Genomic DNA, 14,952 nt, shown 5'->3' with positions numbered 1-14,952 from the left:
TGCGTGACCACGAGCGCAACGCACGCCACCACGAAGCCTTCGTTTATCTGGCAATGATCGGCCATAGCGCTCGCCATCTGGCGTCTCAAAACTAGTGATTATGAAGTTTTAACGGACAGGCTCTGAGTAAGGGCGTATACCGTCGCAGCGCATAGATCAGTTTATCCTGCTGGTTGAAAACAACGAGAAGTGTTCTCAGAACCAACCGTTCAACTTCACCACCCATGCGCCCACTCCTCGTTCTGCTCACCCTCAGCCCTCTGCTCGCCGCCGAGCCAATCACGAACTCCATCGGCTTGAAGCTCGTGCCGATTTCTCCCGGTAGCTTCACGATGGGGCAGGATGGGCCGGCTTCGGACTACAAGATCGCGAAGCATCCCGAGAAGTTCGATGACGCGGACTGGGATGAGAAGCCGACGCATCGCGTGACGATCACGCAGGCGTTTCACATGGCTGCCACGGAGGTCACGCTGGCTCAGTATCGCGCGATGGATGCGGATTTTCGTGCCGGTGACAAAGAAGGCGACGTGGCGGTGGGCGGCATCAGTTGGGAGCAGGCGGTGAAGTTCTGCGAGTGGCTCTCCGCAAAGGAAGGCAAAACGTACCGCCTGCCGACCGAGGCGGAGTGGGAATACGCCTGCCGTGCGGGCACGACGACGCTGTTTTACACCGGCGACACCTTGCCGGAGGGCTTTCAGCCGTGGACGGACAGCGCGGGCTTCCGTGAGCGCTTCTTCCAAGACAAGCCGATGCCCAAAGAATACAGCGCAGGCACAAAACGCGATCTGCGCGTGGCTCAAGGCGCTGCGAATGCGTGGGGACTGCACGACATGAACGGCAATCTCTCCGAGTGGTGCCTCGACTGGTATGGGCCGTATGAGGCGGGCGATCAAAGCGATCCGCTGGGCCGCGTGGAGGGCGATTTTCGCGTCATTCGCGGCGGGCATCACTCCACCTTCGTGCGCTTGATGCGCTCGGCGAATCGCGCCGCATGGCTGCCACAGACGAAGTCCGACAAAGTCGGCTTTCGCGTCGTGCTGGCCGATTTGCCGTCTGGAAAGCCGTTGCCGCCTCCAGCACCGCAACTGCATGAGCAAAACGTTTCTCAAGGCACCCCGAAGATAGAGCGGATGGACCCGAATATACCGGTTTTTGAAGGCCCCAAGCCCTTCGTCATCATCCCGCCGGATTCCTTTGGCCCGCTCTTCTCCTGGCACAATCACAGCCCCGCCATCACCGAGTGCCCGAACGGCGATCTGCTCGCCGTGTGGTATTCCTGCGTCGATGAAGCCGGCACGGAGCTGAACAACCTTGCCAGCCGACTGCGCTTCGGCAAAAGCGCGTGGGAGCCTGCCTCTGTCTTCTGGGATGGCGCGGACATCAACGACCACGCACCGAAGCTCTGGTGGGATGGCGAGAAAACGATCTACCACTTCGCGCGTGGTCGCGATGAGGACATCGTGCGCAGCAGCACCGACAACGGCGTCACTTGGACAAAGGCGCAAATCTTTCAGCCCGTGAGCGAGATCGGCAATCAACTCCTGCGCACCCGCGACGGCACCCTCTACATGACGCAGGATTCAGCGAACCACAGTCTCACCATCAGCCGCGATGGCGGCAAGACCTGGACCTCCGATCCCATCACTGACAAAAAGCAAGCCTTCCGCAGCGGCAGCCCCGCGCGGCATGCCGGCATCCACGCGCCCATCGTCGAGCTCAAAGACGGTCGCCTCATGACCTTCGGCCGACTCAACACCGAAGCCGAGCAAGCGAAGTTCAATTTCAAAACACCCGCCAGCTTCTCCAGCGACGGAGGCAAGACCTGGACGCATGAAGCGACCGAATTCCCCGCCATCAGCAGCGTGCAGCGTCAAGTGCTCATGCGTTTGCAGGAAGGCCCGTTACTCTTCTGCTCCTTCACCGATCTCTCCGCCAACTCGAAGAACCCCAAAGGCCTGACCTTCCAAAGCAAGACCGGCGAGTTCAACGGCGCCGGTCTTTTTGCCGCGCTGTCATACGATGAAGGCAAAACATGGTCACATAAGCGTCTCGTCACCCCCGGCGGCCAAGAGCGCACCATCAACGGCATCGACCGCGGCCAGTTCAAACTCAGCGACACGCGAGCCGAACCGCAAGGCTACCTCGCCGCCATCCAGACCCGCGACGGCCGCATTCAACTCATCAGCAGCAAGAACCACTACGTCTTCAATCTCGCGTGGCTGAAAGCACTGCCGGAGAAGTCGTAGCTTCGATTGGCAATCGAAGCCTTTATGCCCATGATTCGATGACCAATCGAATCAACCATGAAACGCCTCCTCACACTCATCACCACTCTCCTCGCGCTGCCTTTGCTCGCGCAGGAGCCTTTGCCCAAGAAAGCCGAGATCTTCGAGATCGAAGGCCACAAAGCCGTTCTTTATGCCGCGCCGAAGCCTGCTGAGGGCAAACCGTGGGTGTGGTATGCACCGACATTGAACGGTGGTGTGTCTCTTGCTGGACGCCCGATGTATTTCGAGGCTTTCATGAAAGCGGGCATCAGCATCGCGGGCTTCGATCTCGGCGAGGTGCGCGGCTCACCGGTCAGTTCGGCGAAGTTCACACTGTTTTACGATGCGATAGTGAAGCGCGGCTTTTCCGCGAAGCCGATCCTGCTTGGTCAGAGTCGCGGTGGGATGATGACGCTGGCATGGGCGTTTCGGAATCCCGACAAGGTGAAGGCCTGGGTGGGCATCTACCCCGTGTGCAATCTCGCGAGCTGGCCTTTGAAGAACTCGAAGAAGGACACGCTCGCTGATTTCGCGATGACTGAGCCCGAACTCGTCGCGAAGCTCAGCGAGTTCAATCCCATCGACAACTTGAAGGGCCTGCTGGCGAACAAGGTGCCCATGTTCGCCGTGCATGGCGATTCCGATGTCGTGGTGCCGTATGATTTGAACACGCAGCTCCTCAAAGAACGCTACGAAGCCGGTGGCGGTTCCTTCACCGTGAAAGTCGTCCCGGGCGAAGGCCACAAGGTCGGCCCGTCGTTCTTCGAGTGCCAGGAACTGGTCGATTTCGTCCTCAAACACGCCAAATAACCGCCACCATGAAAACCCTGCTCGTCTCACTCGCCCTCCTGTTCGTCGTTCAAGCCTTCGCTGAGGAAAATCCGAAGCTCGCTGCTGTTCAGGCGGCTGACAAAGCCCGTGTCGCCGCCATGCAGTCGCCGGATCGCGACAAGCTCAGCGCCATCTTCTCGGATGAGCTGCGCTACGCGCACTCGAACGGCATCGTGGACACGAAAGCGTCGTTCATTGACATCCTGACCGCCGGGAAAACCAAATACGTCGGCTACGACTATGAGGAGCAGAGCTTTACCTTCCCCGCGCCCGGTATTGCGCTGATGAGCGGTCGTGCGCATGTGAGGGCTGTCACCGCGACCGGCGAGATGGACAGCGTGCTGAGCTTTCTGGCGGTCTGGCGTGAAGAAGGCGGCCAGTGGCGGTTTCTGGCGTGGCAGTCGTGCAAGCTGCCGCCAGCCACCAAATGAACTCATTTGTGACCATGATCCGTGGAACCTGCCTGGGCTTCATTGTCTGATTTCACACCACAGAAGCTCTCGACTGGCGAGTGGATGATGACGCGGCGTGATGCGCGATTCAATGTCTCCATGCTCATCGGTGGCGTGAAATCGCTCACCGATTGGGAGGTGGTGCCGGTGGTGGACCGGCTGGAGGCGTTGAAGACGAGCAAATTCAGCCCGGACGAGCCGGTGTGGTGGGAACTGGCCGATGGCACGCTCATGGCGGCGATTCGGGACAATGGCGGATCGCAGCGGCTGTTTCGCTCCGTTTCGACGGATCACGGGCGCACATGGAGCAAGCCGGACATCACGAACTACCCGAATTCGACGAGCAAGCTGTTCACGTTGAAGACGAGCCGTGGCTTTCGCGTGCTGGTTTCAAACGCGAACCCCACGATAGGACGGCGTGAGATGCATCTCGCGATCTCGGAGGATGGAAAGCAGTTCACGCGCATGGCGCGGCTGGACATCCCATCGCCCAGGGCGACGACGTTTCAGTATCCGCACGTCATTGAGCATGACGGCAGCCTGTTCATCGCGTTTTCGAACAAGAAGAACGTCACGGAGGTGCTCAAGGTGCCGCTGGATGAGGTGGGGAAGCTGCGGGACTGAGTGCTACTTCACCGAACTGGCGAAACCAGCCTCAGTCCGAGCAAGTTCGGCTTTCATGGCCGCACGGAGCTTGGTGATGCGATCTGAATGCGCTGGATCGCGAATGAGGTTCTTTAATTCCTCGGGATCGGCGGTCAGATCGTAGAGTTCCGCGCCGGACTGGCCGTCGAGGTAGTGGATGAGCTTGAAGCGGTCTTGAATGACGGCGGAGTACAGCGGGACGCCTTGGTGATTGTCCTGTTTCGCGCCGGTGAGGATGGTTTGGCTGACTTTGGCGCCGTATTCGTTGCCCATGTGCTCGTAGTAGCAGGCATGCGGCCAGGCGGTGTCGGGCTGTTCGAGCAGTGGCGTCAAGTCATGGCCATGCACCGCCCACGGCACCTTCACGCCGGTCATGGCGAGGAAAGTGGCGGCGAGGTCGGGGGAGTTGACCGGTGTGTTGCACACTTTGCCGGTCGGGAAACGTGAGGGCATGCTGACGATGAGCGGGGAGCGATAGTTCGCGTCGTAGGGGGCGAGTTTGGTGCGAAAACCGTGCTCGCCCATGCTGAAGCCCTGATCGGCGGTGTAGATGACGAGGGTGTTGTCGTATTGACCGCTCTCCTTGAGTGCGGCGATGAGTTGACCGACACCTTCGTCAATGGCAGGCACGCATTCGTTCACCTGACGCACCCAATCGTCGAAGCGCTTGCCACTTTTGCTCTCACCGAAGGCTTCGCCGCCTTTTTTTGCCATGGGATGGCCGTCCTCGCCCTTGGTCCAAGCCTGCGTCTTGTTGAGGTAATCGGGTTTGCCTTCGCGTGGCGGGAAGATGTCGGCGGGAACAGGCACTTCACCGTCCTTGTAGCTGCCGAGGTGGCGCTTCGCAGGCTTGGAGGGGCCATGCACGCTGCCGTAGCAGAGCCAGAGATACCAAGGCTTGGCGGCATCCCGATTTTTGCCACGGATGTAGTCGAGCGACCACTGGGTGTAGTTGTCGGCAGGATAGCCCTCCACGGTTTGCTCCTTGCCGTCGATGCTGAGGATCTGCTTCTCGTAATACGCACCGGCATTCTCGGGATGCAGCGGACGGTTCCAGACGATCTGATGATCCCAATCGCGACCCCAGCCGCTGTCGGTGCCGGTGTGCCACTTGCCGATCTGCGCGGTGTGATAACCCTGCTGGCGCATCTGCGCGGGAATGAAGGGGCACTGCTTGGGGTCGTAGGTGCTGCCGGGATATTTGCCCGCCATCGACATGGATTCGATGCCATGCGGATGCCGGCCGGTGAGCAGCGTGGCGCGCGACGGCATGCACCAGGAGCCAAGATAGGCGGCGTGAAAGCGCACACCGTTCTTCGCCAGTGCATCGATGTGCGGCGTTTTCACCCACGGCCACGAACCGGGATAGCACCCGAGCGTTTTCGTCGATTGATCGTCGGCGTAGATGAAGAGGATGTTCGGACGCTTCGACTCCGTCTCCAAGGCATGCAGCGTGAAGGTGCCGAGAATAAGAAGGACGAGTGCTTTCATGGTGGCGCGGTAAACGTCACGCATCGCCGCTTTGTAGCCGGAAAGCACACCTTATGCGGCGGTTCCTTGCGAAGGTGGCGGTAGCTTGCTCATCGGCGGTCGTAGCATCCCCTGCGGCGGTTTCGCGACGGGTGCCCCTGTTGGCCTGGCAACCGGTTTTATTATCGGCACTGAAGGTGGTCTGGCGACCGGTTTGCCCTGCGGGATGGAGGAAGGCGGAGGTGGTGGCTTGGCTCCGGGCACAGGCGATGGTTTGGCCACAGGCGCGGCGGATGGCCTGATGATGGACGAGAGCACGGAGGACTGAACCTGCGGCGGTTCTTTCGGTGCATGCACCTTTTGAATCATGTCCCAGAGACGGACGCCACGCAGCAGGGGATGATTGCGCAACGCGGCGAGCACGTTTGCCTTGGTGGCAGGCGGTTCGGTGGCGAGTTGATCGTAGGAGCCTTCGCGCTGGGAAGCGAGGATGCGGCCGAGCGCGGCGAGCACGGCGGCCTCCGACGCAGGGAGGTGGTGGAAGAGGTTCTTGGCCTTGAAGGTGTTGAGCAGTTCCATCGTGAGCTGGCCAGAGACAGGGGCGACGTCGTTGCGGAGCAACAGCGTGTCGCCGTCGGCCTCCTTGATGCGTTCCAGCACGGCGATGAAGCTGCTGCGCATCGAATCACTGGTGACGATGCGCACTTTGCCGCCGCCCCATTCGAACCAGCGGTCGGCACCATCGAAGTTGTCGTAGGTTTTGCGGATGTCGCCTTCGGTGATCGTGACGGGCGGTGCGACCATGAGTTCGATGAGGTCACGCGCACGTTCACCTAGGTCGATGGCGCTGGGAGGAATGGTTTCAGCCTTCGAGGCATCGATGGCCTGTTGCAGCAGGGCGTCGATTTTTTCAGCCAGCGGGGTTTTGTTGATGGCAGGTGGCGGCACAGGCTGTGGTGCCGGCATGGGCACTGGGAGTACGGTTGCAGCAGCAGGTGCTTCCTTGATCTCTTCAACCACACGCACTGGGACCGGAGCAGTCTCGGCGGCCGGAGGATGATAAACCGGAGGCGCGACAACGGCGGGCGGCTCAACAGTTGTGGCCACTACAGCCACCACCTCCGGCGGCAAATGCACTTGCGACGTCTCCATGGTGCGCATGGTGTACACTTCGGCAGCGGCGGCCAGAAGATGACGCGGGAAAATCGCGCCACCAGCGGTGAGGCGGGCGATGTCCTCTTCCAACAGCGGATGCATGGCGGAGGTGATGCCATCCTTCTTACGCTGCTGCATAAGTTCCGGCGTTTCGAGACGGCAGGTGAGCAGCAGGCGCTTCTGCTCGTTCGCGATGGGCAGCATGTCCACCACCGGCAGACGGAAGCCGAGTGGCGCATTTGAATCCGGCACGCCAATGCGGCCGCGTAAGGCCTGCGAGAGCGAGGCATCCCAGGCCGCGAAGCGTTCGGCGACGAGGCCGATCAACACGACCCAGTTTTCGCTTTGATCAATCAGCGTGAAGAGCAGGCGCTGCACTTCATCGAATTGCGGCGGCGTGATGATGAGATCGAGCTGATCGAGCACCAGCACGACAGGTGAACTGGCCTGTGCCGCCAATTTGCCAAAAAGCTGGATCACGAGGCCCATTTCCGAGCGTGCCAGCGGCTCCGGCACATTGAGATATTTCAGTTCGTTCTCGGTGAGATACGCGGCGCCGGAAAGCCACTGCGCGGCGAGGTGTTCCTTGTCGTCGCGCAGCACATTGAGCAGGCAGCGCAGTACGCTGCGCGGCACCATTGGGTGCTCGGCTTCCAGCAATTGCACAGCCTGATGGATCAGCTCCTTGCGGGTTTCGAGGCCGATTTCAGCCCAAGACTCATGTAACTCTGGCAGCGTGATGTCCTGCTCGATGACCGGCTTGAGCAATGCATACGCCAGCAGGCGAAGCTGGCTGTAGGCCGTCTCCTGGCCGTCGGTCGTGCGCGCCGGATGCCGCAGGCTGCTGACAAGCCGTGTCAGAATGAAGTTCTCCAACGCCTCGGGCTGCAACGGCGGATTTGGCGCATAGGCATAAAAAATCTTGTCGGCGCATTCACGCCGCAGCCGTGCAAAGAGATGCGACTTGCCCGAGCCACCCGCACCACGCACGAAGCGTACCTGGCTGCGACGTTGCATGCGCACCTGGTCCACGGCGATTTTCAGCGCCCCGAACGACACCGAATGAATGTAAGGCACATCCAGGAAGGCGGCGGAGTTCCATAAATCATTCTCGCCCACGCTGGTGGACACGAAGGGATTCAATGCTGCATAGGCGGACATGGTCTTGGGAGGCGGTGAGTGATTCGGGAGAAGGCGGAACTGAAATCAGGCGATCCAGCACCAGGAGTAACCGGGAGGGCCTAGGGACATCGGGACAAGCATGGCACGTTCATGTTCGGGGAGGTCTTGCGGCCTTTCGCATGGTTCTAGCAGGGCACTCCCATTGTTGTAAAGCTCCTCAATCAAGTTTCGTAAAACCTGACTATTAGCTGCCGCCCCTCGTTCTGCGGCCCATGCCGCGTAACGAGCAAAAGTCAGTGGCAGCGGAATCATCATGGTGGAGGAACGCACACGATCCTGTTCATACCATTCACGCAAGTTTGCTGCATCCGGCACCGCAGTCCCGGTCTCGGCTTGTGGTGGGACGACAGCGGCGGGTTCAGCGTCCAGCCACGCCATGAAATCGGCCAGCGTGGCGGTTTGCGAGCGCACACCGTTCACGCCATCCAGAATCTTCTGTAACGCACGCCGTTTCGCAGCATCGAGCAGTTCCGAGGGCTTCGGTTTGCGGGCGTAAACTAGGCGCTTCACTCCCGGCAACACAAACACAGCGCCATCCGCGCTGAGTTGTGCCAGCGCACTCTCAAAGTGAGCTTGCAGGGCGGCAGGCAGCTTCAATTTCAGTTTGGCTGCTGGCTGCTCTTTTTTCGCCGCGTGAATACAGTGCTGCAGCAGCGCAGCAGCGGCAGATTTGAGGCTTTGCGTGGTGTAGAGCGGCTGTGGTTTGCCGCTGATGCGGTTCAGCGCGGTTGATGCGGCGAAAGCTTCCAATGCAGCAGCCACGGCCTTTGGCGTTGCTGCACGACCCACCAGCGGTTTGATGAGCTTGGTGATTTCCGAGGCTTTCAGCGGCAACGTTGCTTTGCTCAGAGTATCGAGAATGGCGTGTTCGAGTGTCATGAGCGTTGGCGGTTCTTGATCTGCCGGTCCAGCCAGCGGGTGACATCATTCACCACCTCCTCGTGCTGCACATCATGCAGCAGTAGATGATAGGAGCGCGTGTACCAGAGCAGTTTCTTGTCGCGGCTGCGCATTTCAGCAAACAGCGACTGGATTTGATCGGCGGAGGACATCACGTCATTCGGCGAAGCCACAAAGAGCACCGGCATTCTCAAGTGGTGCGCAGCGTCCGTGTTTTCATCCAGCATTGCACCGATCGTCGTCAACAGGCGCAGCGAAAAAGCGCTGACATGATGCGGCGTGACCGCCATCTGGCTGCCATGCGTGGAGGTGGACGTGACTTTGATCTTCGACTCATCCACCCCCGCCAGTTCACCGAGCGTGTAACGTGTCCGCGGCGAGAGTTTGGCCGCCGTTTCCAGCAGGAAGCGCTGAAAGCCGCTCATGCGCACGCGCAACCCCGCCACCGGTGATGCGAGAATGATTCCTGCCGGGTCCTGGCGATTCCCCAGCAGATCCGCCGCTGTGTGCAGCGCGATGAGGCTGCCCAGGCTCTCACCAAACCAAAACACCGGTGTGCGAGGGTGCTTGCGCTTCACCAGCGCATGGAAAGTGGCGAGGTCGCGCTGCCACGACTGCTGGCCGGAAATGTCGCCGCGTTCGGACACCACCGGGTCATGCCCCTGCCCGCGCAAATCGTAGGCATACACGGCATAGCCGCGTTCTGGCAGTTGCCCGCCCAGATACCAAAAATCCGACTTCGCGCCGCTCAGACCATGCACCGCGATCACGACGGCCCGCTGCGTCACGTCTGCGGGCACCGGCCATGATTTGCATGGCATCGTTTTGCCATCGTAACTCACCCAATCATCCGCACGCAAAATGGCATGGCTGCTCATGGGCTTGATCGTCGAGCAGCCGACGAGCAGCAGCGCAAGCATGCACACGAGCTGCTTCATGCCAAAACCTCCATGGTGGCCTCGATGAATTTCACCTGGGCCCGCACGCGAGCGTCGAGATCAAACTCCGACGGTGTTTCAAACGTCAGTGTCAGCGGACAGCCGCGCACATGCAGTTCGACTGCCTCCGGCATGCCAGGAAGATGCGTCGGCAACGTGCGGCGGCGGATCACGCCGCGGTTGGCACGCTGGCCGTCGATGTTTCGCCGTGGATCAGGTGCAATCACACGTGAGCAGCGTTCCATAATGCTGTGACCTGCCGTCTGGCGCGCATGATTCAGCTCATAAAGGTAAATCCCCTGCGCGTCATAGTCCTCATGCAGGCACAGACCGAAACGCATCGCTTTGCCGGTGATCCAGCGCTGCCACGGACCACAAATCACGTCGTCTGCATCATGAAAGCGGCGGTTAATATCGATGCCGCGATGATCCACGCGCGTGTTGAGCATGAGGCCGACTGGATTGAGGCACGGCGCGATGAGAAACGATCCGCGCCGCAAGTCACGCGCATGCTTCTCCGCCCATGTGAGCAAACCCCATGCCGCACCCGGTTCATCTCCATGCACGCCAGCGGAAAGATAGGCCGCAGGCTGCCCCTCCCGTGCTGCTGACGATTCAATCATGATCACCGGCAGTTCATCCGCCATGCACAGCTTCTTCACCCGGCAGCCCGCCTCACGCGCGAGCATGCGCCAGCGCTGGATGAGGTGTCGCGCGTCATGCGCGCGATGGTTGGGGAGCAGCTTCACGCGCTGAGGATGACCGGGCTTCGTCATTCGTCATTCGGATTTCAACATTTCGCCGCCTCACTTAGGGCGTTTCTCTTCAGCTCGCAGCGTGAGAGCAGCTAACAAGCAACGGAGGGTGATATATCGAATCATGCCTTCCAGCATGCCCGAAACGCCCGCAATCACGCAAGAACAGAATTGCGCTCGGTGACCCAGCGCGGCACGCAACCGAGGTGCGCCTGAGTGACCGTGGCGGCGAAATCAGCGAGGTAGCCAAAATCGTGCGTCACGGGGCGAATGGTGCGCGGACGGGCATCGAGATCGGCATTTACCTGGATTGTGCCAGCGAGGAGATCGAACTCGATCTCGTCGCCGTTTTGCACGGCGGCAATAGGACCACCCACAGCGGCCTCGGGACTGCAATGAACGCCAACAGCACCGCTGGAAACACCGGAAACGCGGGTGTCGGAGATGAGGGCCACTTTGCCATACAGCTCCGGCACGGCGAGCGCGGCGCTGGCAACGTGCATTTCCGGCATGCCAAGTGCGACGGGACCGCAGCCGCGAATGACGACGATGTGGCCGGGCTGGATGCGACCGGCGGCGGCAGCATCGGAGACGCTCTTGGAGTCGTGGAAGCAGATGGCTTTGCCGCGGAAGCGTGGTTCATCCATGGAGGATACTTTAAAGACGATGCCTTCAGGAGCGAGATTGCCAAAGCAGACCTGGATGTCGGCGAATTCTTTGAAGGGTGCAGCGGTGGGGGCGATGAGATCGTTGGGGAAGGGGACTGCGGGTGCGCTGGCGAGATTTTCGGCGAGTGTTTGACCGGTGACGGTGATGCAGGAGCCATCGAGCAGCCCGGTTTGCATGATATGCTTGAGCAGCATGGTGGTGCCGCCGAGGCGGTGCAGATCGACCATGGTGCCTTTGCCACGCGGGGCAAAATTACACAGCACGGGCGTGCGGCGGCAGACGGCCTGCACGTCACGCAGGGTGAAATCAACATCTGCCTCCCGTGCAATGGCAAGCATGTGCAGCACGCCATTGGTGGAACCACCGATGGCCGCGATGGCGGTCATGGCGTTGGTGAGCGCGGCTTTGGTGATGATGTCGCGCGGGCGCAGGTTCATTTCGAGCAACTTGCGCACGGCCTGCCCGACGCGGAGGCATTCCTCCCGTTTGCCGGCCTCGATGGCGGGCATGGAGGAGGTGTCGGGCAGACTGAGGCCCATCGCTTCAAGGGCGATGCCCATGGTATTGAAGGAAGCGGCGATGCCGCAGCCACCAGGACCGGGGCAGGCAGTGCGGATGATTTCCTCGGACTCCTCGTAGCTCATGGTGCCCTGATTGGCCTTCGCGGCGGAATCATAGACGTCGTAGATCGTCGTGGGCTGGCCTTTGTGACAGCCCGGCATGATACTGCCGCCATTGACGATGAGGCCGGGGTAATTCAGTCGCGCGAGTGCCATGGCGAAGGCGGGGCCGTTTTTATCGCAATGATGCAGGCCGATGAGGGCATCGTACATATGCGAGGAGCAGATCATCTCGGCACCGTTGGCCATGAGATTGCGTGAACAGAGGGATGCCGCACCGCCAATATTGCCCTGTGTGATATTGTCGCTCACGGGCGAGACACCGAAGGGAAAGCCGATGAGGCCGGCGTCCGCGCAGCCCTGCTTGATAAGCTGGGCGAGTTCGTGCGCGTGTACGTTGCAAATATTACCGTCGAGCAGCGGCGTACCGATGCCGATTTGAGCTTTATCGAAGTCCGCCGGCTTGAAGCCGAGGCCCCAGAAGAAAGCGTTGACGCCGCGCTGCCAGCCGTGGGTCAGCGAGCGCGAGTTCCAGTTGTGCGGGTTGTCAGTCATGCGGCGCGGATGCTAGGCGGGGATGTCGCTGTGCGCCAAAAAAATAAAAGCCCCCGGCCAGCGAACTGACCGGGGACTCCAACCTTAATGAATCAGAATGAAACAGCAGACCGTGAGGTCCACGTGGATTAGAAGGCAACGCTCAGTTTCACACCGCCGAAGACTTCGTTGTCATACGTGGCGTTCATGTAGTTGCGGGTGCTGAAACCGTAGTTCCAGGCCACATACGGGGTGAGGGTAGCGATTTTGGTCAATTTCACCGGAGCGCTGAGGCTCATAAGCACATGGGTGAAACCGCTGGACTGCGAGGAAAGGCCGGTGGCTGCGTTGCCAAAAGTCGGGCCGTTACTACCAGTGTAGTAGTCAATGCCATAGCCGAGTTGAGCGGCGGGCACAATGCTCAGCCAATCGTTGACGGCGACGGTGTAGTCAGCAGCAACTTGGAAGTATTGACCAGCGACGGTGAGGTCATAATAGTAGCCAAGGTAAACATTGAGAGCACCCAGAGGGATGGTCATCGTCACGCCAACTTCATGTGCACCAGTGATGCCAAGCTCGCTGTCACCTGCGGCATTGGAAACGCCGTTGAAGGAGCCACTATAGGAGTCTGGGTACCCATAGTATTGATATTGCACGCCCAAGGTGGCAAAACCAACATCGTAGCTGAGCGAGGTGTAGAGGTCATATTCGGAATAGTCGAAGCCATTGTCAGAGGCTGCGCCGGCAGCATTCTGGAAGGGCGTCTGATAGGTGGCGATATAACCTGCGCCGAGTCCCCATGTAAGGCTGCCTGCGCCGTCCTCACCAGAACCACCGATGACGGGGATCGAGAGGTTGAAGAAAGTGCTGATAATATTGTCAGCGAACCACAAACCACGGAAGTAGTAGCGGCTGTCGTAAGCGACACTGAGGTTGGCTCCGATGGAGTCGAACAGGGCGCTAGGTTCCACCGGGGGAAGTGGTGCCTTGGCTGGGGCGGTGCCGGCGGATGCGTTCAGCGCAGCGCAAGCGGCGAGAACGGCCACCGACTTGGCAATGAGGGATGTCATGCTATTGGGCTTCATGTGTTTGGTCGAGTTTGGTTTGTGGGTGTTGAGGTGCTGTTCTAGCCGGGAAGGCAGTGCAGCATTCATATTCAACATTAGCAGGTCGCGTGCCATGTGCGGCACTGTTTACGAAATGAGCTATTTCCAGACGACGAGAGGTCTTAATTTTCTCGTATTGCGCTTAACTCAAAAAAGCTCCCCAATTCACCGGCAAACCGCAATGGTGCAGCGGTGCAGCGTCAATTTCCGCATGTTCCCAGCAAAAAAAACCTCCCGGCCTTTCAGCCGGGAGGTTTGACTCAAGGAGTCTCGTTCAGAGAACGATTAGAAACGGACGTTCAGGGACACGCCGCCGTAAACAACGCTAGTTGCATAATTATCAGGAGCGCCGTTAACTGGCAGGTTCTGAATGCCGCTCATAGGAGCGTTGATTGCAATGTAGGGGATCAGGGTGGCACGGCTGTTAAGCTTGATCGGGAAGCGAAGGCCAGCAGTGACTGCCGTGAAGTTGCTCACATCGTGGTTGTTCCAGCCAGCAGTAACGCCACCGGCACGATTGGCACCGTCTTGCGCGAACTGCCAGTTCATGTTGTGGCCGTAACCGACAGTGGCGAACGGAACAACGCTGATGGCGTCGGTAACTGCGATCGTGGTGCTGGCACCAAGGTCGAAGTAGAGGGAACCATTGACCCAATCCCAGTTAGCGCTGGAGGAGATGTCAATCGGACCCAAGGCCGTGGTGATGCCAAGGTTGACTTCCTGGCCATCATTCATTCTGCCAACATTGTTTTGAGTGAGTCGGCCCATGTTACGATAGTAACGATAGCCCAAGCTGCCGGAGAAAGCACCAAAGTCATGCACAAAGGCGGCACCCAGCTCGAGGCGCTGGAAGGAAGCGTCCGCATTTGGATTCGCACCACGCACAAAATGATCCTGATCACCAGCAAGGAAGCCGTACTTCACATCCCAGTTCAGGGAGGTGGTGCCAGCACCGTCTTCACCGGCACCGCCGAGGAGGAGCAAGGAGCCGTCAAGACCAGCGCTGAGCCAATGCTGTCCGAAGTTAAAGCCGCGCCACACATAGTTGGTGTCGTAGCCAAGGGAGGCGTTAATGCCCAGATCGTCATTCGGACAAGGGGCGATTGGGTTTTTAGGAGCGGGGGCGGTTCCGGCCACAACGGGAGTGGCGGCCAGTGCCAAGAACCCCAGCGTTTTCAGCAATGCGTTCAATTTCATAGTCTGATTTGGTTGGTATTAGGTTGGTTGGTTTGAGGTCGGACACTCGCATGAAATGCATTGGAACATGGGTTCCAATGCAAAATACGTGAGCCGTTCAGCAATGAAAATAGCAGGTGCCGTAACCGCTGGAAAGAACTTTTTTCTTTTTTCTCACATTTTTCGGGCCAAGGCCATGAATTCAGCTTTGAAACTGACTTCATGCTCCATGGGCGAAGATTCCCCGAGTCT

12 protein-coding genes are annotated in these 14,952 nt (G+C 59.5%); 4 read left to right on the top strand and 8 right to left on the bottom strand.

Translation table 11 applies throughout. The annotated features are described in order from the left end of the window. Window positions 1-224: 224 nt before the first annotated feature. Genes ACKVY0_RS29780 through ACKVY0_RS29765 form a run of 4 tightly spaced genes read left to right on the top strand, consistent with a single transcriptional unit; the run spans window position 225 to window position 4,174 of the window. Window positions 225-2,246, top strand: a complete 2,022-nt coding sequence (locus tag ACKVY0_RS29780) for an SUMF1/EgtB/PvdO family nonheme iron enzyme (RefSeq protein WP_409218526.1) — start codon at window positions 225-227, stop codon at window positions 2,244-2,246. Window positions 2,247-2,303: 57 nt separating this feature from the next. Then, window positions 2,304-3,077, top strand: coding sequence for an alpha/beta hydrolase family protein (locus tag ACKVY0_RS29775; protein WP_409218525.1), 774 nt, complete (start codon window positions 2,304-2,306; stop codon window positions 3,075-3,077). An 8-nt stretch (window positions 3,078-3,085) separates the two neighbouring features. Next, complete coding sequence (locus tag ACKVY0_RS29770) at window positions 3,086-3,529, top strand: nuclear transport factor 2 family protein (RefSeq protein ID WP_409218524.1); 444 nt, start codon at window positions 3,086-3,088, stop codon at window positions 3,527-3,529. Between the two features lie 42 nt (window positions 3,530-3,571). Further along, the gene (locus ACKVY0_RS29765; protein WP_409218523.1) at window positions 3,572-4,174 is read left to right on the top strand and encodes an exo-alpha-sialidase; all 603 of its coding nucleotides are present in this window, start codon (window positions 3,572-3,574) and stop codon (window positions 4,172-4,174) included. Between the two features lie 3 nt (window positions 4,175-4,177). On the opposite strand, the gene ACKVY0_RS29760 is transcribed toward ACKVY0_RS29765, so the two are convergent. The 8 genes from ACKVY0_RS29760 to ACKVY0_RS29725 form a co-directional block, all read right to left on the bottom strand. Next, on the bottom strand, window positions 4,178-5,686 hold the full coding sequence (locus ACKVY0_RS29760; RefSeq protein WP_409218522.1) for a sulfatase-like hydrolase/transferase: 1,509 nt from the start codon (window positions 5,684-5,686) through the stop codon (window positions 4,178-4,180). Between the two features lie 51 nt (window positions 5,687-5,737). Further along, window positions 5,738-7,981 (bottom strand): hypothetical protein, encoded by a 2,244-nt coding sequence (locus ACKVY0_RS29755; RefSeq protein WP_409218521.1) that lies wholly within the window; start codon window positions 7,979-7,981, stop codon window positions 5,738-5,740. Between the two features lie 45 nt (window positions 7,982-8,026). Continuing rightward, the gene (locus ACKVY0_RS29750; RefSeq protein ID WP_409218520.1) at window positions 8,027-8,881 is read right to left on the bottom strand and encodes a hypothetical protein; all 855 of its coding nucleotides are present in this window, start codon (window positions 8,879-8,881) and stop codon (window positions 8,027-8,029) included. Then, on the bottom strand, window positions 8,878-9,840 hold the full coding sequence (locus ACKVY0_RS29745; protein WP_409218519.1) for an alpha/beta fold hydrolase: 963 nt from the start codon (window positions 9,838-9,840) through the stop codon (window positions 8,878-8,880). Before ACKVY0_RS29745 ends, ACKVY0_RS29750 begins: the two co-directional genes overlap by 4 nt. After that, a complete protein-coding gene (locus tag ACKVY0_RS29740; RefSeq protein WP_409218518.1) occupies window positions 9,837-10,589 on the bottom strand; it encodes a M14 family metallocarboxypeptidase in 753 nt (250 codons plus the stop codon). The genes ACKVY0_RS29745 and ACKVY0_RS29740 overlap by 4 nt, the downstream gene beginning before the upstream one ends. 161 nt (window positions 10,590-10,750) lie before the next feature. Further along, window positions 10,751-12,439 carry a dihydroxy-acid dehydratase gene (locus ACKVY0_RS29735; RefSeq protein WP_409218517.1) on the bottom strand — a complete coding sequence of 563 codons (1,689 nt, stop codon included), beginning with the start codon at window positions 12,437-12,439 and terminating at the stop codon, window positions 10,751-10,753. A gap of 128 nt (window positions 12,440-12,567) precedes the next feature. Then, window positions 12,568-13,488 carry a hypothetical protein gene (locus ACKVY0_RS29730; RefSeq protein WP_409218516.1) on the bottom strand — a complete coding sequence of 307 codons (921 nt, stop codon included), beginning with the start codon at window positions 13,486-13,488 and terminating at the stop codon, window positions 12,568-12,570. A gap of 321 nt (window positions 13,489-13,809) precedes the next feature. Further along, entirely contained in the window at window positions 13,810-14,721 is a 912-nt protein-coding gene (locus tag ACKVY0_RS29725; protein ID WP_409218515.1) for a hypothetical protein, read from the bottom strand. Between the last annotated feature and the right edge of the window lie 231 nt (window positions 14,722-14,952).

The organism is Prosthecobacter sp. (assembly GCF_046154365.1).
GTDB lineage: Bacteria > Verrucomicrobiota > Verrucomicrobiia > Verrucomicrobiales > Verrucomicrobiaceae > Prosthecobacter.
Note: the sequence above shows the minus strand (reverse complement) of the source record. Positions and strands in the feature narration are given on the sequence as shown.